This window comes from Parachlamydia sp. (genome assembly GCF_050255895.1).
Taxonomy (GTDB): Bacteria; Chlamydiota; Chlamydiia; order Chlamydiales; family Parachlamydiaceae; genus Parachlamydia; species Parachlamydia acanthamoebae.
In genome coordinates, this window is the sequence record NZ_JBFWIR010000023.1 from 22,048 (window position 1) to 42,584 (window position 20,537).

The 20,537-nt window shown below is 38.3% G+C and carries 20 protein-coding genes; 9 read left to right on the forward strand and 11 right to left on the reverse strand.

Going from position 1 to position 20,537, the window contains the following annotated elements:
• Positions 1-3 precede the first annotated feature (3 nt).
• The 3 genes from rbbA to AB7E63_RS05560 all read left to right on the forward strand — a co-directional run bounded on the left by rbbA (position 4) and on the right by AB7E63_RS05560 (position 4,271).
• Complete coding sequence (gene rbbA / locus AB7E63_RS05550) at positions 4-2,787, forward strand: ribosome-associated ATPase/putative transporter RbbA (protein ID WP_013925169.1); 2,784 nt, start codon at positions 4-6, stop codon at positions 2,785-2,787.
• A gap of 2 nt (positions 2,788-2,789) precedes the next feature.
• On the forward strand, positions 2,790-3,911 hold the full coding sequence (locus tag AB7E63_RS05555) for an ABC transporter permease (protein ID WP_013925168.1): 1,122 nt from the start codon (positions 2,790-2,792) through the stop codon (positions 3,909-3,911).
• 201 nt (positions 3,912-4,112) lie between these two features.
• Positions 4,113-4,271, forward strand: coding sequence for a hypothetical protein (locus tag AB7E63_RS05560; protein WP_202811643.1), 159 nt, complete (start codon positions 4,113-4,115; stop codon positions 4,269-4,271).
• A gap of 161 nt (positions 4,272-4,432) precedes the next feature.
• Here AB7E63_RS05560 and AB7E63_RS05565 read toward each other — a convergent pair whose 3' ends face one another.
• Positions 4,433-4,870 carry a GatB/YqeY domain-containing protein gene (locus AB7E63_RS05565; protein WP_006341120.1) on the reverse strand — a complete coding sequence of 146 codons (438 nt, stop codon included), beginning with the start codon at positions 4,868-4,870 and terminating at the stop codon, positions 4,433-4,435.
• A gap of 674 nt (positions 4,871-5,544) precedes the next feature.
• On the opposite strand from AB7E63_RS05565, the gene AB7E63_RS05570 reads away from it, so the two are divergent.
• Positions 5,545-6,501: a hypothetical protein gene (locus AB7E63_RS05570; protein ID WP_006341117.1), complete on the forward strand. Its 957-nt coding sequence runs from the start codon at positions 5,545-5,547 to the stop codon at positions 6,499-6,501.
• Positions 6,502-6,600: 99 nt separating this feature from the next.
• Here AB7E63_RS05570 and AB7E63_RS05575 read toward each other — a convergent pair whose 3' ends face one another.
• The 7 genes from AB7E63_RS05575 to AB7E63_RS05605 all read right to left on the reverse strand — a co-directional run bounded on the left by AB7E63_RS05575 (position 6,601) and on the right by AB7E63_RS05605 (position 13,469).
• Positions 6,601-8,028, reverse strand: coding sequence for a flavin monoamine oxidase family protein (locus tag AB7E63_RS05575; RefSeq protein WP_193374845.1), 1,428 nt, complete (start codon positions 8,026-8,028; stop codon positions 6,601-6,603).
• 215 nt (positions 8,029-8,243) lie between these two features.
• Positions 8,244-9,155, reverse strand: a complete 912-nt coding sequence (locus AB7E63_RS05580) for a phosphotransferase enzyme family protein (RefSeq protein WP_050784563.1) — start codon at positions 9,153-9,155, stop codon at positions 8,244-8,246.
• Positions 9,156-9,225: 70 nt separating this feature from the next.
• Positions 9,226-9,894 carry a BON domain-containing protein gene (locus AB7E63_RS05585; protein ID WP_006341114.1) on the reverse strand — a complete coding sequence of 223 codons (669 nt, stop codon included), beginning with the start codon at positions 9,892-9,894 and terminating at the stop codon, positions 9,226-9,228.
• Positions 9,895-10,119: 225 nt separating this feature from the next.
• Positions 10,120-10,464: a carboxymuconolactone decarboxylase family protein gene (locus AB7E63_RS05590; RefSeq protein ID WP_006341113.1), complete on the reverse strand. Its 345-nt coding sequence runs from the start codon at positions 10,462-10,464 to the stop codon at positions 10,120-10,122.
• Between the two features lie 153 nt (positions 10,465-10,617).
• The gene (locus AB7E63_RS05595; RefSeq protein WP_006341112.1) at positions 10,618-11,583 is read right to left on the reverse strand and encodes a C39 family peptidase; all 966 of its coding nucleotides are present in this window, start codon (positions 11,581-11,583) and stop codon (positions 10,618-10,620) included.
• 34 nt (positions 11,584-11,617) lie between these two features.
• Complete coding sequence (locus AB7E63_RS05600) at positions 11,618-12,691, reverse strand: DNA polymerase beta superfamily protein (protein WP_013925161.1); 1,074 nt, start codon at positions 12,689-12,691, stop codon at positions 11,618-11,620.
• 7 nt (positions 12,692-12,698) lie between these two features.
• Positions 12,699-13,469, reverse strand: a complete 771-nt coding sequence (locus AB7E63_RS05605; RefSeq protein ID WP_050899072.1) for a nucleotidyltransferase domain-containing protein — start codon at positions 13,467-13,469, stop codon at positions 12,699-12,701.
• A gap of 175 nt (positions 13,470-13,644) precedes the next feature.
• On the opposite strand from AB7E63_RS05605, the gene AB7E63_RS05610 reads away from it, so the two are divergent.
• Complete coding sequence (locus AB7E63_RS05610; RefSeq protein ID WP_006341109.1) at positions 13,645-14,226, forward strand: hypothetical protein; 582 nt, start codon at positions 13,645-13,647, stop codon at positions 14,224-14,226.
• 30 nt (positions 14,227-14,256) lie between these two features.
• Positions 14,257-14,847 carry a chloramphenicol phosphotransferase CPT family protein gene (locus AB7E63_RS05615; protein ID WP_013925159.1) on the forward strand — a complete coding sequence of 197 codons (591 nt, stop codon included), beginning with the start codon at positions 14,257-14,259 and terminating at the stop codon, positions 14,845-14,847.
• Between the two features lies 1 nt (position 14,848).
• Here the strand turns inward: AB7E63_RS05615 and AB7E63_RS05620 are convergent, their stop codons facing one another.
• Positions 14,849-15,583, reverse strand: coding sequence for a GNAT family N-acetyltransferase (locus AB7E63_RS05620; RefSeq protein ID WP_013925158.1), 735 nt, complete (start codon positions 15,581-15,583; stop codon positions 14,849-14,851).
• Positions 15,584-15,787: 204 nt separating this feature from the next.
• Positions 15,788-16,687, reverse strand: coding sequence for an NmrA family NAD(P)-binding protein (locus AB7E63_RS05625; protein ID WP_006341105.1), 900 nt, complete (start codon positions 16,685-16,687; stop codon positions 15,788-15,790).
• Between the two features lie 158 nt (positions 16,688-16,845).
• Between AB7E63_RS05625 and AB7E63_RS05630 the strand changes: the two genes are divergently transcribed.
• The 3 genes from AB7E63_RS05630 to AB7E63_RS05640 all read left to right on the forward strand — a co-directional run bounded on the left by AB7E63_RS05630 (position 16,846) and on the right by AB7E63_RS05640 (position 18,673).
• Positions 16,846-17,313, forward strand: a complete 468-nt coding sequence (locus tag AB7E63_RS05630) for a nucleotide triphosphate diphosphatase NUDT15 (protein ID WP_013925157.1) — start codon at positions 16,846-16,848, stop codon at positions 17,311-17,313.
• 352 nt (positions 17,314-17,665) lie between these two features.
• Positions 17,666-18,133, forward strand: a complete 468-nt coding sequence (locus AB7E63_RS05635) for an NUDIX hydrolase (protein WP_006341101.1) — start codon at positions 17,666-17,668, stop codon at positions 18,131-18,133.
• 3 nt (positions 18,134-18,136) lie between these two features.
• The gene (locus AB7E63_RS05640; RefSeq protein ID WP_006341100.1) at positions 18,137-18,673 is read left to right on the forward strand and encodes a histidine phosphatase family protein; all 537 of its coding nucleotides are present in this window, start codon (positions 18,137-18,139) and stop codon (positions 18,671-18,673) included.
• A 72-nt stretch (positions 18,674-18,745) separates the two neighbouring features.
• Here the strand turns inward: AB7E63_RS05640 and AB7E63_RS05645 are convergent.
• On the reverse strand, positions 18,746-20,537 hold a 1,792-nt coding region (locus AB7E63_RS05645), incomplete at its 5' end, for a hypothetical protein (protein WP_428418927.1).

A 20,537-nucleotide genomic window follows, 5' to 3' on the forward strand; every position in this document is an offset into this window, starting at 1 on the left:
TATATGAGCGTTCAACCCCAAACAAAATCGCCTTCTATAGAGCCCGTTGTGCGCATTAATGGGGTCACTTTGCGGTATGGAAATGTCATTGCGTTAGATGCTGTTGATCTTGATATTCCGGCTGGATGCACTGTTGGAATGATAGGACCGGATGGCGTAGGAAAATCGAGCCTTTTGTCTCTCATAGCTGGCTCACGAGAAATCCAAACAGGCAAGGTAATGGTTTTTGATGGAGATATGTCAGACAAGAAATATCGTGAGGCGCTCTGCCCCAAGATAGCCTATATGCCTCAAGGGCTTGGCAAAAACCTCTATCCGACTCTTTCTGTTTTTGAAAATGTCGATTTTTTCGGCCGCCTATTTGGACTAGGCTATCGTGAGCGAAAACAGCGCATCGATGAGCTTTTGCGTGCGACAGGGTTGTTTTCCTTTAAAGATCGACCAGCCAGTAAACTCTCTGGCGGTATGAAGCAAAAACTAGGAGTCTGTTGTGCATTGATCCATGATCCTGACTTATTGATCCTCGATGAACCTACGACAGGTGTCGATCCTCTCTCCCGTAGATTTTTCTGGGAGCTTATAGATCGTATCCGTGCAGTTAATCCGAATATGAGTGTGCTTGTTGCGACTGCATACATGGAAGAAGCAGTGCGTTTTAACTGGCTTGTGGCCATGAACGCCGGGCGCATACTTTTTACAGGAAAAGTTGTAGATTTTTTGGCGAAGACAAATTCTACAAACCTGGAGAAAGCATTTATCACCATGCTTCCTGAAACTCAGCTTAAAGATTACAAACCAGTAGTTATAATTCCCCGCAAAGTGGAAGACGTTTCGGAAATAGCCATTGAAGCCACGAATTTAACCATGCAGTTTGGTGATTTCACGGCCGTTGATCATGTAAGTTTCAAAATAGGACGTGGGGAGATTTTTGGATTCCTTGGTTCTAATGGCTGTGGGAAGACAACGACTATGAAAATGCTGACTGGACTTCTACCTCCGACTGAAGGCGAAGCCAAGTTATTCGGCAAAATCCTCAATCCAAATGACCTGGAGACTCGAAAACGCGTCGGCTATATGTCTCAGGCTTTCTCCCTTTATACCGAACTTACTGTAAAACAAAATCTCGTTCTTCATGCACATCTTTTCAATACACCCAAAGAACAGATCTCAGAAAAAGTGCAAAAAACCATCTCTCGGTTCGGGCTCGAGGGAGAAATTAATAGCCTTCCAGAATCTCTCCCTTTAGGAATCCGTCAAAGGCTATCATTAGCAGTCGCGATGATTCACGGTCCGGAAATACTGATTTTAGACGAGCCCACCTCAGGCGTAGATCCTATCGCGCGCGATGCTTTTTGGCAAATCATGATTGATCTTGCCCGGAATGATAGAGTGACCATTTTCATTTCCACGCACTTTATGAATGAAGCTGAGCGTTGTGATAGAATTTCTTTGATGCATGCAGGAAAGGTGCTGGCATGCGGTCCCCCGGCTTCTTTAGTTGAACAGCGCAAAGCGAAATCATTAGAGGAAACTTTCATCAAGTATCTTGAGGATGCGGGTGCCGGCAGAGCGGAATCTAAAGAAGAAGAGGCAAGTTTTTCGACCCCTACCCTTGGGGCCGTTGCACAAAAAGCCCAGCCTAACAAAACAAACTCAAGTTTTTTTAACATTCGGCGAATGACTAGCTATCTTCTACGAGAGTCATTGGAACTTTATCGTGATCCTACCCGCTTATCCCTTTCAATAATTGGAAGTTTTATCTTAATGCTGGCATTTGGGTACGGAATCACTATAGATGTAGAGAACCTTTCTTTTGCTGTGTTGGACAGAGACCAGACGTTTATTAGCCGCGATTATGCTTATAATATAGCGGGGTCGCGATACTTTATCAGACGTGCGCCCATTAAAGACTATGAAGATATGGATCGGCGCCTGCGCAATGGTGAAATTAGCTTGGCCATAGAAATCCCTCCCGGTTTTGCACGTGACGTGCAGCGCGGCAGACAGGTAAGTATTGGGACTTGGATTGATGGGGCGATGCCAAGGCGTGCGGAAATTATCCGTGGCTATGTGGAGGGAATGCATTTGCATTGGCTACAAAACTCGGCGAGGAAGTGGCTTGAAATCCATACTCCACGAGAGCTGATATCCATTGAAACGCGTTTCCTTTATAACCCCGATGTTAAAAGTGTTCCGGCGATGGTTCCGGGTGTCATTTCGCTTCTCTTGATCATGATTCCTGCAATTCTCAGCTCGCTTTCTGTGGTGAGAGAGAAAGAGCTCGGCTCCATTATTAACTTCTATACCACTCCAGTAACACGTCTCGAGTTTTTAATTGGCAAGCAAACCGCCTATGTAATTCTGGCCCTGATAAACTTTATTCTTTTGGTTGGAGTGGCCCTTCTCATTTTTGATGTGCCGCTTGAGGGAAGTTTTTTAACCCTTGCAGCCGCAACATTCCTTTATGTGATTATATCCACTAGCATAGGATTGCTATTTTCCACCTTCACTAACAGCCAGGTAGCCGCAATTGTCGGAACGGCTATCATAACCATGGTTCCAACGCTCCATTTTTCGGGGATTCTCGATCCAATTTCATCTTTGGATGGGGGAGCCTATTTCATCGGACATATATTTCCAACAAGTTATTATTTAACCATTGCTAGAGGTACCTTTTCGAAAGGACTTGGCTTTCATGATCTCCAGGTGTGGTTCATTCCGCTCATAGTGACTATTCCCATTTTATTGGGATTGACAATAGCATTATTGAGAAAACAGGAGCGCTGACTATGCGAGTGGTAAATATATTTTATCTTGGACTTAAGGAGTTGATCAGCCTAGGTCGAGATCCTATTTTGATGGTGCTGATTTTGTATGCTTTCAGTGTCTCCATATACATTGTTGCCATGTCCTTGCCTGAAACACTTCACAAAGCTCCTATCTCAATCGTTGACGAAGACCATTCCCAACTATCAAAAAGGATTATTGATGCGTTTTATCTCCCTTATTTCAGCACACCGACGCTAATCACTCTTAATGAAGTTGAGGAACGGATGAATTCCGGTTTTGATACTTTTTCGATCGTCATTCCAACCAAATTTGAGCAAGATGTGCTTGGGGGAAGAAAACCTATAGTTCAGCTAAACATTGATGCGACTCGAGTAAACCAAGCTTTAATAGGCAATGAACAGGTCGAACAGATTATAATGACCGAGGTCATGGCCTTTTTACAAGGGCACCGGATCAACAAATCATTTCAAGTAGATGTACCCTTTAGGATATTTTTCAATCCCAATTTGACGGAAAGTTGGTTTGGTGGAGTGATGGAGCTTATAAGCAACATTACTTTGCTTTCGGCTATTTTGACTGGAGCAGCTTTGATCAGGGAAAGAGAACACGGGACTGTGGAGCACCTGTTAGTGATGCCCGTTACCCCATTCGAAATTATGCTTAGCAAAATATGGTCCATGGCGCTAGTCGTTATGATCACTTCATTCGTCTCATTAGTGCTAATTATACAAATGCTGATTGGAATGCCCGTTAAAGGTTCCTATCTATTATTCCTAACAGGGACATTTATGCATTTGTTTGCCACTACCTCTCTGGGCATTTTTCTTGGCACGATGGCTCGCTCCATGCCTCAGTTCTCCCTACTTGTGATACTTGTCCTTTTGCCTTTGGAGATCCTTTCTGGTGCTGTCACTCCTCGTGAAAGCATGCCTGGATGGATTCAGAACATTATGTTGGTGGCCCCCAACACGCATTTTGTGATGTTCGCGCAGGCTGTGTTGTATCGAGGAGCTGGTCTATCGATTGTTTGGCCACAGCTTCTTTCTCTGGCTGTAATTGGGGCTATCTTGTTTTCGATATCCCTGACTCGTTTCCGAAAAACACTTGCTTTAATGACGTAATGGGGAAGCTTAGAACACAATACTGAACAATCTGTCATTGAAGGAACCACAGAAACTGTCGCAAGTGAAACCCTCTGGTAGTCGGATATTGGGGAATGACACCGGGCCAAAACTTTATCTATGTGCATTTGAACTGGACCATAAGTACGACCTGAATATATTTTATCTTGCCGGACCCGATCATAGTTATATCCTGCTCTTGTGGCCAATACTTATCTAAAAGGCACCCACAGTGAAATTTATCCGGATATCAACCAAGATGAGGAAGGACTAAAAAGCTATTCATCCAATTCTAGTTTCCCGGCATTGCTAAAATTAGCCCTTAGATTAGTATTTAGGTGGTTTTCCAAGAAAATTTAGGTGCACCATTACTTAAAAGGAATGGGCATAAATAAAAAAAAATTAAAGTATTTACAGTTAATTGTTTTCCCAAATACAGGTTGGTGATTTTGCGCTATGTTAATTTCGAGGTTCGGGAATCAGCATGGCCTTTCCCCGAACCAATAGTTTTTCCTCTTTGCCTAATCGGACAATAATTGATTTGCCAAGTCTTTGGCCAGTTTGCCGTCAACCGAATTGTTAAGTTTCATAATGCTCTTCATCACCAATCCAAAATCCTTCTTTGTTTTGGCTCCAGAATCCGCGATGGCTTGAATGACGATTTTTTTGGTTTCTTCAGGAGAAAGAGCTTTAGGTAAAAATTCTTGCACAATTTCCAGCTCACTTTTTAATTTCTCTGCGATGTCCGGTCGATTAAAAGTTTGAGCTTGTTCCAGGGCTTCTTTTAGGCTGCCAAAGTAAGTCTTAAATAGCTTTAAAACTTCTGCGTCTGGGAGGTTGCAGCGAGCATCCACAGCTAATATTTTTGATTTTAGCATTCGCAAGGTATCGAGTCTAATTTGATCTCGGCTTTTCATTGCTTCTTTGATGCCATCATTGATTTTTTCGACTAATGCCATAATTAACCCCTTTCACTTCGATTTTAAGTTTTATCTCTAATAAGATTTGGCAATAGCTTAAATCAGTTTTTGATTTTTCCCAATCAAAAGTTCGGGGATAGGGATTATGTCTATGCGAGAAGCTTTGAGAATGTTTACAGATCGTAGACAATCCTTCTCAAAGGAAACAATCAAAACCTTATCTTTAGATATCTTTTCCATGAAAATTCTTGGTATTAAACAAGCTATTTTTGGGAGTTTGGCCAACGCGATCTAGGGCTAGATATATTGAGTGCTTTTTATGAAATCGCCAAACAAAATTGTTGTAATATCGCTTACATTTGAGTGGAGATGGATCGGATTAATCATGAAATACTTAAACTTTTGGCTGAATGAACTGTTTATATCAAGCGTGTGGATGATTTAAGATCTCAGAGATCTAAAATAGCAGACGATCATCAACGGGTAGCAGATCAAGAGCAAAAAATCATTGATCAATCAATTGTGTTGAAGCTTCCAACTGAAATCAGAGTTCCTGCTTGCCAAGTGTTTTTGGAAAGTTGAATTAAATTTCAACAGGGTTACATGGATCAATTGATTTCTGAGATTGCGTGAGCATTTACAATTATTTCCCATCATTATAATCTGCAAGGCATCTTTTAAAGATTTATACAAAAATTTAAAGCGAATAGAAAATGTTGAAACATATTATTTTTACATTGGCATCTTTTGGGCTTTTAAGAGCCTCATTATCCGCACAACTTCCCGATCCTTTACCTGAGCAATTTACTGTTAATCAGCGATGGTTTTCATGGACATCCGATTTTGATATTGAGACAAAAGAATATAGATTGGGCTACATCCATCGCAAGTTTATTTCTTGGATGATCGAATATGAATTCCGGGATATTTATGATCAACTTGAGTCAAGAGCAAAAGCTCGTTGGCTGTCATGGGGAGCGGTATTCGATGTAATTGATGCCATGGATAATCCCCTTGGGATAGTCGAAGAACGAATTTTTACTTTTTTTCCTACATTTGACATCATTTCTCCGACAAGAGAAATACTTGCTATTGCTAAATTGAATTTTTGGGGAACACGCTATACTTTAAAAGACCCTGTGACCGATATTTCCATGGTAACACTATACAGACCTTTCTTCCGTTGGAAAGAGAATTGGACGGTAACAATTGAAAATCCTGCTTTGTTTAATCAAAAGCAGATAGATCCACGTCTTTTCCTCATTGTCATGGCATTACAATCGGACCGAGAAATGTGGGCAAGGAAGAGGCGCCGAAACAGCAAATCGAGCTATTCCAAAGTTCCCTTTGCATGCACAATGCAAGATTTGTTAGATACCGAAAAATTGTCAGACACAAAAAATGCATTCAATGCTTTACGTGAACAATTAGAAATCTATCGAAGCATATTGACTTCAGTAGATCCCTCAGAATTTGATTTGGAGCAAGTTGAGGAAATCGTGGAAACCAAATTGCAATCCATTGAATATCCTTCAACTGAAAATGAAAAAGGCGAGGAAAGGATTATTTCAGGTTTACAATATCTTATGCCTCTTTTGGATAGTAATGAGCTAACGGATGGGCAGAAAAGTGCTTTGTACATGCTCATCGATTATAAACTCAATAAATAATATTTAAACTTAGAGAAGTCGATCAAATGCAGGAACTAATTTTGGATGAGGTTTCGTCAATTTTGGCACAGTTGAAAGTTTGGAAGCAAAACTAATAGTTCAAAGATTGACGGAATTTATAATCATACGCGATGTGCGTTCTCCTGATTCACAGGCAGCTTCCATTGTTCCAGGAGCTTCCAGTAAAATGGAGGTATGCTCGCCAGCAAAATAAAGTTGTTGGTTGATGGGAGCAAAAAGTACCTTAACTTTTTCGCCTTGCTCTTCTTTTATTGTAGTCAATTGGGCTTCTTGGCCTGGAGCAATGTAAGAATAGGAACCTTTTGCATAGGGATCATTTGGCCAACTATAGCCCACAGGGTTTTCATAGGAAGCAAAAGATTGATCTTCTGCTAATACCGGAGTAGAAAAAGGTGGTAAAGCATTTCCAAACCCTATTTCTAACATAGGCCTATCTTGTTGATAGGTCTCCATAATAGTTTCAGCTGAGAATCGACTTGTAATGTCAGTGTAATACAAGGTGAGAATATTGCAATTTACATCGAAGAAGCAGCCCAGACGGTCATTAAAGAATCCTATTCTTGCTGGAGGGGGAGCGGAAAAAGGGATCAAGATTTTGGCATTCGTGCCATATTGCACCTTTTGTATGTCTTGAAGTCTAGTTAGGGGTAGAATATTTTGGTCAAAAATGATCTCTTGATAGACTGAACAGGGGATTGCTAATACAAGAATATCTGCTGTTACGATTCGATCATCCTGAAATGTTAAAGCAAAGGTATGGTCTAAGTTCTTTGAGACTCTTTTTAGAGGGGTATTGAGATGGAGTTTGCCTTCTAGTTTTTGGGCAAGTTTTTCTGGAAGTAATGCATTTCCACCTTTAATGCTCAAAAGATCAATATAGGTTTCTGTCCCAGCCCCTTGATGAACTGCTGACAAGCCACCAAGAAGCATATGATACAATGTCTCTGTATATATAGGGGAAAGTTTTTCGATTGTGGCCCCCTCATAACCCGCTAATCTGACAGCTAAAGTTTTATAAAGGGGATTTTCTTCTTCAAGGATTCCACGCAATACATCACGCATTGTCGTCGATTCTTGCATAAGCTTATTTAGTTTTATTCTGAGGTTTTCTGGATCAAATGGATTGTTTCTTAAAAGTTGTTCTGCAAATATGAGTTCTTTTCCTGTGTAATAGGCATAATTTAGAGAAACTGTATCACTTATTAATTCAAGATCCAATTCTTCAATTAAACGGCGCATATTCTTTGCTTCTCCACCGTCTGTGATGTTTTGTCCACCTAATTCCGCAATGTGGCCTCTAACCTTTGCAGTGAGAATTCTTCCACCAACTCGGCTGCGAGCTTCATAAACATCAACATCCATGCCTTTTTGTTGCAAACGATATGCGGTTGTCAATCCTGCCAATCCAGCTCCTACAACAGCAATTTTGGGTGTTTTGCTTTCTGCAATCATTGAGGTGGTTGTGAAAAACATCGTCATGAAGTAAAGTACCTTTGAAAAAGCCATTGAATCTCCATTGAGAGCATCACTGCAAGCAATCATCTAGCTAAGTTTTAAAAAAAGTAATCGTTTTATTCCTAACAAAAAAATTGATTCATTACAAGAGACTTCTGTGTATGTTTTGATATTAAAAGAGCTTTTCACTGTGTTGTTGCATGGTCTCAATGAATGATTCAGGGATTTACCAAAACTCTGGTAGTTGGTGAATGCTCCTGAGATTGTTATTTTGAGAAAAAAGAGACGTTTTGAAGAAAAACTTCGAGAAAGTGTCGATTAAACTTGTATATGCGCTTGTGAGTGTTTTTCCAAGTTCCGCGTTTGACTGTAAAGCCAATCGTTGCAATCGCTATATTCACGCGTAAAAATGGCATGAGATCTTTGTAATCAGGAATAGGGCGTATGCTTGCATAACCCTCTAAAAAAGATTTTTTGCAATTTGGGTTATTTGGCCATCCTCCATGCTCTAGAAGGCAAAAATCTTCCTCTGCAAAACTTGCGCGTGCTCCAGCCCAATCGATAATTCCTTGCAGTTTGCCATTATAAATAATTAGATTCCCTGGACGAAAATCACGATGGACCATGCAAGGACCGTCTACAGAATTTAAGAGATCGAGATGTGCATCATAATAGGATTGGCATTGTTCAATGAGTTTTTTAGGCAGATGGTTTCTACATTCATCTAAACCCTCTTTAAATTTGAATGTAAAATAGGCGCGTGGATTGTTACTCAAATGATCTCGTTGAATTGGATCACCGTAGGTAGGGATCCGATTGAGGTGAATACATGCAAGCTGAGAGCCCAATTCGTAAGCTAGGCTGGTTGTAAATTTCGTTTCTTTAAGTAAAGCCCCAGGTAGGTATTCCATTAAAATAGCTCCACAGGTGCCTCTATCTGGCTGTACGGCTTCGACAATGCGAGGAACAGGTAATTTATCTGCGAAATATTTCAAAAAATAAATTTCTCTGAAATAATCGTTTAAACGTTCATGTATTTTTAAAATGAGCTTGGTGCCATTAGAAAGCATCACCTTATAAACGGTTGCAACCATTGCATCCTCATGATCTATGAGGATGAAAGCGGCATGTTGAAGATTAAGGTGTTGTTGAAAAAAAGTGACGAGATGATAATTCATGTTGATTTTGTTAAATTGCATATCCTTAAAAGGACCCAAAGATAACCTTTGGATCCTTTAACAAGTTCAATTATCTGATTTGAAGATTGTTGATAACTTGATTAACTCCAGAAGCATTTTGAGCTGAAGTTGTCATAAAATCACTTATTTCTCTACTAGATACCGATCCGGACAATGTAACAACACCATTATGTGTGGTTATTTGAACGGTTTGTAGTTCAGATGCCAAATTTGGCTGAGAAAGAAAAGCATTACGCAGGCTACTCGAAATAGCACGATCCGCAGGTGTTTCCACCACAAACTGTTCTTGCGTAGCCGTTGGTGTTCTTGTTACTTCAGGAGTTCTAGTGCCACTACTTAAAAAGTATGTAGCCAATAAGAGAAGGGGGATTCCCAAACCTAGAAGCCATTTGAAAAGAGTCGAATTATCTTCTTCTCTTCTGACTCTATCTTCTCTTCTAGCAGTATCTTCTCTTCTGATCGTATTTGCATCCTCTCTTCTTAGCTTTTCATCACGGATAGCATCTCTAGGTCCTGCTGCCATCCTATCAAAATTCCAAGATCGGATTCTATCTTCAGCTTCTTCTTTCGAATAGCCATATTTTTGCTGTAGCTTAGCGACAAGTTGATCATATCGTCCGTTAATTTGTCTGATGTCATCTTCAGACAAATTGCTGAATTTTTCTCTCAAGATTTCACGGACTTGAACCCAGTTAGTTTCTAGTACATCCCTGTTCATAAAAACCTCCTTTTCAAGGCCAATGCTGTTAGGCCAATATAAATATGCTAAAACGATAGAATCTATCTTGTCAAACTGCTTTCTTCTATTTTAATATGTAAATATCTGAAATTAAGTGTGTTGATGCATTTAAAATTATTTTTTAACTATAAGAGAAAATACCGCAGATTATTCCTGATTGTCAAAGTGTACACAAAACCGCAGGAAATAGCAATTTCTCGAGCATTACACCATACTAAATTCTTCAAATGCTTTAAGGGCTTCTGCTGCATACATTAATGAAGGTCCACCCCCCATGTAAACAGCCATGCTTAATGTCTCGAGAAATTCCTCACGAGTTACTCCCAATCTGACCAAGGATTGGGTGTGAAAGCCAATGCAACCATCGCAACGTGCCGCAATGCCAAGAGCAAGCGCTATTAATTCTTTTGTCTTTTTATTAAGTGCTCCATCTTTTGTTGCAGCTTGGGCTAAATGGGAAAATCCATTCATGACATCTGGAATTTCTTTACGCATTTTTGATAAATACATGGAAATATCTGCTGTAATCTCTTTATAATTTTTTGTCATAACTCACTTCCAATCAGTTTTTTTGTTTAAATTTATCAAATAAAAATCTTTCATAATTGCTAGCAGGACAACTCAATATCAGAACTCATTTTTTTGGCTTCTCTCAATTAGCACCAACAGTTGCAGATTGAGAGAAGTTATTTCTAATAGATCTTAAAGGTTCTTACTGAAGATATAAGCAACCTTTCCTCTGCGACTCCAAGCTTCTATAAAGTTTGAGAGATCATAAGAAACATGTGTTTGATCATCGGAGGGAAATGCTGGATCCATGCAAATCACTTTTTGATTTAAAGAATCATATCCGATAACCACCATCAAATGTCCCGCGGAATAACTCAGAGCACTTCCATGTAAAGGGCCTCTCACGCTGACAATGATGGGGGTCCCTTGGATTAACCGTTGATGTATCTGATCAAATCCATTCAATCTCTCTACCCAACAACTCCAAGATGAGCCTAATTCAGAAGAGGCCTGTGCGACATTAAACACCCAATTTCCAAAAATATCGAAACCACGATCCCACACGTTTTGTGCAAAATAAATAGGGTCAATAGCATCATTATTCGAAAGGTAGCGTATGACAGCAGTTGTGGAAGTTGGGGAGCAAAGAGCATTATGTCGAGCATGATTAATTGTCATTTGTGAAAGCCCTGGTACATCGATATGGATTAAGTTTGATGAAGGGAGTCGCTCAGGTAATAATTGTGGGGTATTCCCGTTTGTATAAACATGGAGATGATGGATGTTATACAAGACACAATCTTCAGGAACTATTTTTATTTTAAAACCTGTGGCTTTTTTCCCTTCCAATACTTCAAAAGTATCCTGGTAAACTTTAACAAAATTCTCTGGAGCCGAGTTTGAAAAGCTTGATTGCCCGTCACTTCCCCATGAGGCGTATAAGAGCCAAGGAGACCATTCATTGACCTTAGCACTTACATAAAAAAGCAATTTTCCTTCGGTGGGGCGCATGCCATTCCAAGATAATATGAGTTCATCAAAAGGACTTAAGTTTTCTTCTTTCCATTCTTGCTCAAAGGGGGCTTCTCGGTGAGCCATATAAGCTTCTAAATGAAAGATGTTAAACAACATAAAAAAATAAAAAATAAGGTTTTTCATAAATTCTCCGACTTATAAAATGTGTTTTTTTGTGTTATAAACTTTGCTGTTCGCAAGATTGATAAAATTCTGTACGTATCTCTACTAACAAGTGATTGATGTATTCCAAGTTTGGTTTTTTAGGTAAAAGAGAGCATTGAAAAATCTTTTCGATTTCTTGCACTTTATCGTTCATCTGTTCCTCAAGTTCAGCGAAGCTTAAAATACCTTTTCGAATATTTAAAAGTTCTTCTCGTGCAGGAGGGCGAACGACAAGCATTCCAGAACGCCCTATTTCCTCAGTCATCATTAATAAGCGAAATAGGTGCATCATATTTTTGGAATCATAGTTTTTGCCATGTTCAAGGGTATTATGAAATCGATCTTCATTGCGATTCTCAACCCAATCCCAGTATTCTTTATAGTCTTTGCAATAAGTGCTATACCCATCTTTATTGAATGACATTGTTGCAATAGGTATTTCGCCTGTTGGAATGGTACTGAGAGCTACATCGCCTGAATTTTCATGATGTATGATCCCTTTGTAGCCGTTGTCTGGGTCATAAAAAATGGCATAGAGATCCCGCATATGAGGAATTACGGATAATCCGCAGTTTTGGGGGGAAAGACTTTGATTTTTTAAGAAGTTCAATAAAGGAATAGAATGCTGATTATCTAAAACATAGCAAAAATCCATAACACTTTTATGTTTTTTATCAACAGGGTGTAGGATTTTTTTCTTGAGACCTCGAGCTTTTTTGAACTGGCTTACAGCGTAACCTAGAAAGGTATCCTTGCATAATTGAGAGAGAAAATCTAGAGATTTGATTTTGTCATATAAAGGATGTTTAAAGAGAATGCAATCTTCTGGAATGTTAAGCAATTCCAGCATGCTAGGATTGTTTTTTGCTAATAAATCGAGAAATTTTCTAAGTTCATAATAGATAATATTCTGACGTTCATCATTGATTTGATCTTGGTAGTCAAAAGAATAAAACTTTTCTCGAGGCAAAATAAAAACTCCTCTAATATCCTCATCAGAAGTTTCAGTGGATAACCCATAGGCTTTACTGCCGCTAATGCACTCAAAAATAATGCAATTACTTTCTTTAAGCTCTTTTAGATCCATCTTTCAATTATCCTTCGATTGTATTCTGAAAAAACGTATTTAACACTTTGTAATCAAGAAAGCCTTTTGGTAAGGAAGAGGCTGTAGATTCACATAAGGAGATTGTTTCATAAAAAAAGTGATTTAGGTCAGTTTCACGCGGATGTAAATAAGATTCATTTTGAGTGGCTTTGAGTTGAAGAAGAACATGGATTTTTTCAATTAGAAGCTTTTTTTCATTTATTACATCCATAAGTTTGTGTAATTCCATTGGGGGAATGGTTTTAAAACGATGTAGCCATAGCGCTGCCAAAGTTGACCGCAGACAGTAAAAGTAGGTCTTTAGCTTAACCATGTTCTCACTGATGCATTTTTCATAATATTTTTTTGATGAGCTTAGATAATGATGCATGGTTGCTATTTGCGAAAAACAAGAAGTGGATATTTCTGCAAAACCCTTTTTAAATGTTGTGTTTTCGACATAAACAATAGGGGATTGAATCCATTCGTAGAGAATAGCGTTATGTTTGATCAGGAGCCGAAGTGCTTTTTTTAAATCCCATCCATTAATATCAAGAATACTATTGATGGGAAAGTCCAGGACATCCGATTCTTCACGTAAAGACAGGTACCAGGTTTTTGGATGTTTATAGATGAATCGCACATCAAAATCGCTATCAGGTGATGGAAAGCCCCATGCACGGCTTCCAGATTCACAAGCAAACAGGATGTGTATATTCTGTTCTTTTTCGATTTCTTCAATTTTAGTTTTGATGATGCTTTTACTATCTTCCATCATTTTACCTTTTTTTAAAATGCATGATTAAAAATAAAACGAATTATCAAGAAGCACAAAATGATTGGATATTAAAATTGTTATATGACAATTTGTGTTTCAAGCAATTGAATTGCTTATTTCGTATCAAAAATGATTATTCTGACCACTCAATCAGCATACACATCGGGAGAATATAATGAAAAAATTATGTTTCGCTATAGCGTGGACAATCTTTTTAGCAGGCTCTTTTCAAATAAATGCTGCGGGATATAATCAAAATGCGCTGCATACACATTTATTGCCCAATCTTGGAGCACCTTTTGCAGTCGCACTTTATCTCCCAAAAAATTATGTTTCCATTAGGTCTGAAGGCATGCCTAGCGATGAGTATATTTTAGGGCCAAATGATTTAGGTAAAAATTTTGTAGAAAATCCACGATTACTTACAAAGCCTGTGATTCATGTGGCAAAAGAAGATGGAATTAAATCCTTTTCTGTTGATATGAAGCAAATGATTGCACAAATGAAGAAAGAGTTCCCAAAAGGATTTGAAGCAGCTTTTTCTCAATGGGGAAATTATCCACTCGTTGCAATTAAAATGATTGTTGGAAAAGATGTTGTGCATATGGCCTATGTCGGTCTTAATGATAGAGCTGGAAATGTTCTCGTGTTTCATCTTATTTATCCAACTAAAAAAGATTTTGGAAATAGTCCAAGCAAAGAAGATCTTGCTCTTTGGGTCAATTTCTTAAATGGGACAAAACCATTAAATAATTAAGACTCTTTCTAAAGACAATGTGGGGCATGCATGTCTAAGATTATTTATCTTAACGGGCCTTCGAGTTCTGGTAAGACGACGGTGGCGAAGGCCCTTCAAAATGCATTTATAGAACCGTATCTTCATATCAGTCTCGATAAAATGATTGGTTTTATGCCAGAAAAGATCAATAACTGGGAAGGAGGGGCTGCTCCTCTCGGTTTTTCTTGGAGGCCTGCCGTAGATCCGACAGGCCATCCCATCTATAAAATTCATGCAGGTCCTTTCGCTGATAAGATCTCAAGAACTCTCAAGGATGTCGCCATACTTCTTGTTTCCCAGCAATATAATCTGATTATCGATGACGTGGCATTTGGTATTCTTGAAGTTGGTGAATGGAAGCAAGCTCTCAAAGATTACCCTGTTCTGTATGTAGGAGTGACTACTCCTCTAGATATTTTGGAGAAACGTGAACGTTTGCGAGGAAATCGATTTGCGGGAGGGGCTCGTGGACAGTATTTTAAAGTTCATGAAAACGTCGCTTATGATCTGGAAATTGATACGCACGCTCAAAGCTTAGAAGAAAATATAGAAAAAATTAAACAGGCTTTCTCTGAAAAAGAGAATTCAAAACAAGTTTAATTTATCTTTTAAACGGGGTATGGTTCTGTAGTTTTTTTAGAGCAGGCGATTTTTCTATCTCACATTCCATATTCACCCAATATTCCATCATATTTTGTGTTTCTGCAAAGCCCCATGTGCGATAAGCATTGAGGGCCTTTTCATTCGTTATGCGAGTGGAAAGAAGAATTTTTTTGGTTTCAGGAAATTGATTTAAAATCGAACTCATTAATAATTTACCTAGGCCCCGATTTTGATTTTTTGGAGCAATTCCAAAAACAGGAACTCGTACGTTGCTTTGAGGTTGTTCTTTAGAAATAAAGAAATAGATGATTCCAAGAGGTGCTTTTGTCTCTTTATTTTTAGCAGTTACAATTAGATGATCATAAGCGGCGCATACTTCTTTATTTACGACCATGCTTTTTGCAAAGCCCTCTGCAAAAAAAAGTCTTAAAATTGCTCTTATTTTCTCTTCGGCAAAATTCCAGTTGACGTTGCTGAGACCATTTTTAAAAAGTGGTTCAAGTGTATTTAAAAACATGTCTTTACCGATTGATTCAGGAAACTGCATAGCAAATTGCTTTTCTACGGGCATATAAGCTTCGGCCAAAATTTCGCTATATTCATTGAATTGTTCTGAAAGAAATGTGGATTGCGGATCGATTTGTTTTAGTTCGATGAGAATCTCTTCGCCTGTTTTGTCGTGAACTACATATGAAAGGGTGTCATTTGGAAAAGTTTCAACTTTATGAGACATTTTTCTCTTGTGGGTATTAAGTTGATTGTTGTTTTAGGTTAAAGGCCTTTCGGTATATGATAAAAGGAATAGAAAAATTTTTCTATCAAAATCACATGCGAAATATTTGGAACCAGCTGAGAGAATAAAAACGTTTTTAAATTATTCAGCCTTTAGAGAAAATTTCCAATTGTATATTGCTTTAAGAAAAACGATCTCTTGAGCCTAGGCTAATGCAATCAGTTCGTCCTTGTGCAATTTTGCCCACTCTTTGAGCGTCGTTCCTTTGCGTCCAATGAGTAGAGGGGCATCATCGCGGACTTCAGCAATATAGGCCATTCTACCGTCCACAACTTGCTCGAAAAATTTTTGTACTCCAATAAAATAGGGGTCTACGTAGGTCACATTAACGCTGAAATCTTTGATAAATTGCTCGGGTGGTTGTGAGTCAGCAATGAATTTTTTGCCTGTGACTTCTGTCAGAATCCAGGCAATTTCGTCTAAATTTAAAGACTCTGTTGAAAACCAATAATCTTTTCCGTGGTGTTTCGCTGGACCTTCAGTTAAAATTTTGACAGAAGCTTCCGCAACATCTTCTAAGGCAATCCATCCTAACTTTTTATCATTGGCATAAAAACGAACTTTACCATTCTTAACCATGCTATAGAATCCTGAAAGATTTTGCATAAAGCAATTCGGATGCAGAAACGTGTAAGAAATCCCGCTTGCCTTAATGTACACTTCAATCATCTGGTGCCAAGCGAAATGAGGATCGTAGCAGTCTTCTTCAGGTGTAAATACACCTAGATGAACGATATGTTTGACATGGGCCTTTTTAGCGGCATCTACAATGGCTTTACTTTGCACAAGCATATCAACAGTATAGCCTGTGAGTAAAAAAAGTCTTTCTACACCTTTCAGAGCTTCAGGAAAAGTTCGCGGATCGTCAAAATCTAGATAAACAGCATGTCCGTATTTTTCTTTAAGCGTTGGTAATTGTTCTCGTTTTCTGGTTGCCACTGAAAGTGTGACTGAATCCTTTTTTTTGAGACCATCAGCAATGATTTTTCCTAACTGACCTGTAGCACCAAGTACTAGGACAGTCGGTTTGTTAGAAGATGCCATCTTTGCCTTCCTTGTTAAGGTTAGGAGTTTTGTTATGACGACTTAGCGAAAAATGCTATCATATTTGGGATTTGCAAATATGATCAAAAATTAATCTATGAGTAAGGAAATGCAATGTCAATGGTATTTTTTTATTTGAATGGTTGAGGGAGGAATCAATGGACAATGTGGATGAGCAAATTTTAGATATTAATGAACTTCAAAATTTCAAAAAACGTCCTTTAATTGGTGTGGCTGTAGTTGTTTTTAAAAATAATAAAGTTTTGTTAGGTAAAAGAAAAAACTCGCATGAGGAAGGAAAATGGGCTTTTCCTGGTGGACACCTAGAGTTTGGAGAAAGTGTCGAAGGCTGTGCTTCTAGAGAGTTAATGGAAGAAGTTGGCTTACAGGCTATTTCTTTAAAAATTGGTCCCTGGGTCGAAAATATCATGGATGCCGGCAAAAAACATTATATTACGCTATTCGTATTTGTGGATAGTTTTAGTGGAGAGCCTCAACTGTTAGAACCGGATAAATGTGAAGGATGGGAATGGTTCGAGTGGGAGAATCTTCCGTCGCCAATTTTTCCTACAATCATTACTTTGAAAAACAAAATTTCCATTAGTGATTTGACAAATGAAGCTTGAGATCGCATTTTAAGAATGATTTGGAAAATTTTCATAGCGAGTTTTTTGCTTTTTGGACCTTGCATAAAGTTTAAAATGAATTTGATGAAAGTGATCTGCTAAATGGATAGTCAATCCCGCATATTGACTATGAATGCGGCTCATAAAATGAATTGGAAGACTAATTCTAAAAGCGAGGCCGACCTTGTATTAAACCAATCTTTTCCATTTTATTTTCTCGATTCGAGAATTTAAAGTTCACGATTTTTTGTGGGGTGTGTTTTCGAGGAATTGAAAATTTAATTTTGCATACCAATGAAATTACGCATCTAATATAATGCAAATACTTAAAGCTAAAAAGAGTATGGGCAATATGAACTTAGAAACACACGTTTACGAAGAGAAGCCGGAAGGTTTTTCTCCTAAAGTAGAGGTCGCAGCAACTTATGTCATTGTGGATGATAAGCTTTTACTTTTGGAGTTGGCCCAAGGCAAGCAGGAACCTGGATTTTGGGGAGTTCCAGCTGGAAAAATTGAATTTAATGAAACCGTTGTAAAAGGTGCGTTTAGAGAGTTATTTGAAGAAACAGGCATTCAAGTTAGCTGTGAGAGTTTATTTTGCTCTATTGGTCAACTTTATATACGCAAGCCTGAAATGGATTATACTTATCATCTCTTTGAAATTGTCTTAGATAAACAGCCCGTTATTCAGCTATCTAGTGAGCATACTCGTTATAAATGGGTCTCTAAGCAAGATGTGGAGAAATTGCCTTTAATGAAGGGAGCGAAGAAAGCCTTGGATTTCTACCATACAAAAAGGCATCTACATTTGGAGATGTAATAAATGATTACTAAAAAAGAGTTTTATTTTATTCGACATGGCCAAACCGATTATAATATTTCAAATGCTAAAATAGATCATGAAGATGTTTCGTTAAATGCCATGGGCTTGAAGCAAGCGCAGGCAATCGAAGCGATTGTGGCTCAGCTTCCCATTAAATCAGTTTGTTATAGTCCCTTTAAAAGAGCCAAAGAAACGAAGGAAATCATCTCTTCACGTTTGCAAGCGTTGCACTACGAAATCCCTAATTTAGGCGAATGCTCTATGCAGATCTGGAACGATATGACGACAAACCGTTATCAGGCAATTGAAAGCCCACATATACATGTCAAAAGATTTATGGAACAAGCGTTAAGGGGAATCAATCAATCTCTTTCTAAAGAAGGGGCTGTTCTAGTGGTTGCTCATGGAGGAATCCACTGGGCTATCTGTTGTCTAATGGAAATTTCAGGTCACACTTGGATGATCGATAATTGTCTTCCCGTTCATTTTTATCCCGATGCAAATGGACAATGGCAAGCTAAGACGCTTATTCGTTAGACTTGGGAGGAAGTCCTTCGGGAAGGTTGGAGGTTTTGGAGATTTTTAGGATGAAACTAGAGATTCAAAATCCTAAACTTCGATATTAAAGTGTTGCTCAATTATTTGTGGCAGAAAAGAAAGTTGTAATAAATAAACCTTTTGCTGTTCCAAGCGACTTTTTTCTTGTTCTGAAGCTTTAATATCATCATTGATTGTTGTGATCTTTTGTATCAATTTTTGTTTAACTTCTGGATTGTTTAATTGAGTTAATCTTTTTTCAATTTTCTCTCGATCTTCATTCGCTTTTTTGAGGTTGGTTACAAAAGTAGAGGATTGACCAAGACATGCCGTGTAAATGCGTGAAAGAATCGTCGCTTTAGATTTTTCTTTTTCTTCAGCTTGAACCCGATGTTCTAACTGTGCAATTTGCCCTTTTAGTATTTGAAGCTCTTTTTTTAAGATTTTTTTATTGTGCTTAGCAAGGAGGAGATCTCTTTTCTCTAACATTTTTTTTTGCTTGTCTGTGGTGAGAAGAATTTTTCTGTCAATTGAAGATCCAAGACCTAGAAGTTGTAGACGTTGTTCACTAAACCGGCTTTTTCCCAGCTCTGTCAATACATCAATCAATTCTTGCCCGCTTAAAGTCCTTTCTTGCCACGTTCCTGTGATTTTAGAAATTGTGTGAGCACTTGAGTGTCGTTTTCTGATTTTTTGAAGGCGATACAAGCCCGATCCAGTCATATAAAGGTTAAAGGCATCAAACAATTCGGGGCTTAGTTGAGTTTCTAGCCAAGAACATACAGAATCATGCGTGCACGTTCCATTTGTTTGAACAGCATGGCGTCTACCCTCTTTAATTTTTGAGGAATCTCCTTCTAGTAGGCCTGAGATTAAGATATTGAAAATATGAGAAATGGAATGGTCATTTCCCTTTGTGCTAACATTTTGCTCTAAAAGAGAAACAAAAAAAGCTGTGCTTAATTGATCTTTAGCTAAATCGTCAAAGACATAATCACTGTGTTTCCCATCATGGAGCAAATATTTTAGCCAAGAGAATGTGCCACTGTAATCACCAGCTCCAGCTCCTGTGTTAATCACCGTAAAAGAAAATTTGTCATTTTCTTGTTTCTTTATGACGTATTTGACCGCATGACCTGTGATTGTTTGAACTCCATTTACCTCTTTTATATTGGTATATCCCCCAGGGAGAAGTAACTCTTTTCCTTTTTCCAGAAGTGTTATTTTCGATTGAATTTCATAGGAAATATCTGACAAACGGTTTCGCAGTTCTTCTTTTTTTTCAGAAGACTTATTAATCCTATCTAAGCGACTGATGGCATCAATTTCTGTGCTTATTTTTATTGCAAACGTCAGGTGTTGCTGTGCATCCTCTAGCTCTTGTCTTGCTTCCATGTTCAGGGAAGAACCGAAATATTTGGTAAACTCCTTAATTTCTTTTTTGATTTCTTGCAAACTTTTACCTAAACTTGATCCCTCTAAACTACTGGGCAAATGTTGGTTGCCTACAGTGCGAAAATAGGCTTCTTTGAGTTTGCCCTCTGAAGAACGAAGTTTTTCTTTATTTTCGGAAATAATATATTGAGTCCATGCTGGTCGTGTCAGAGGTAAAGGAATGATGAGTGTGGAAGTAAAAAACTTAAAAATTTTTGCTTCGGAAGAGGAAAGCTTGAAATGACACCACAACTTGCGTTCAGTGTTGACTTCATGCTTTTTGGCGGCGATGACGTCTTTCCATACTTTGTGAAATTCTTTTTCTTCTTCAGAAGAAGAAAATAGAGAAACGAATCGTTGCCATATTGTTTTGGTCGAATTTAAAGATGCATTTGTCATTTTAAATTTTGTATGAATTTTTCCTAGATCG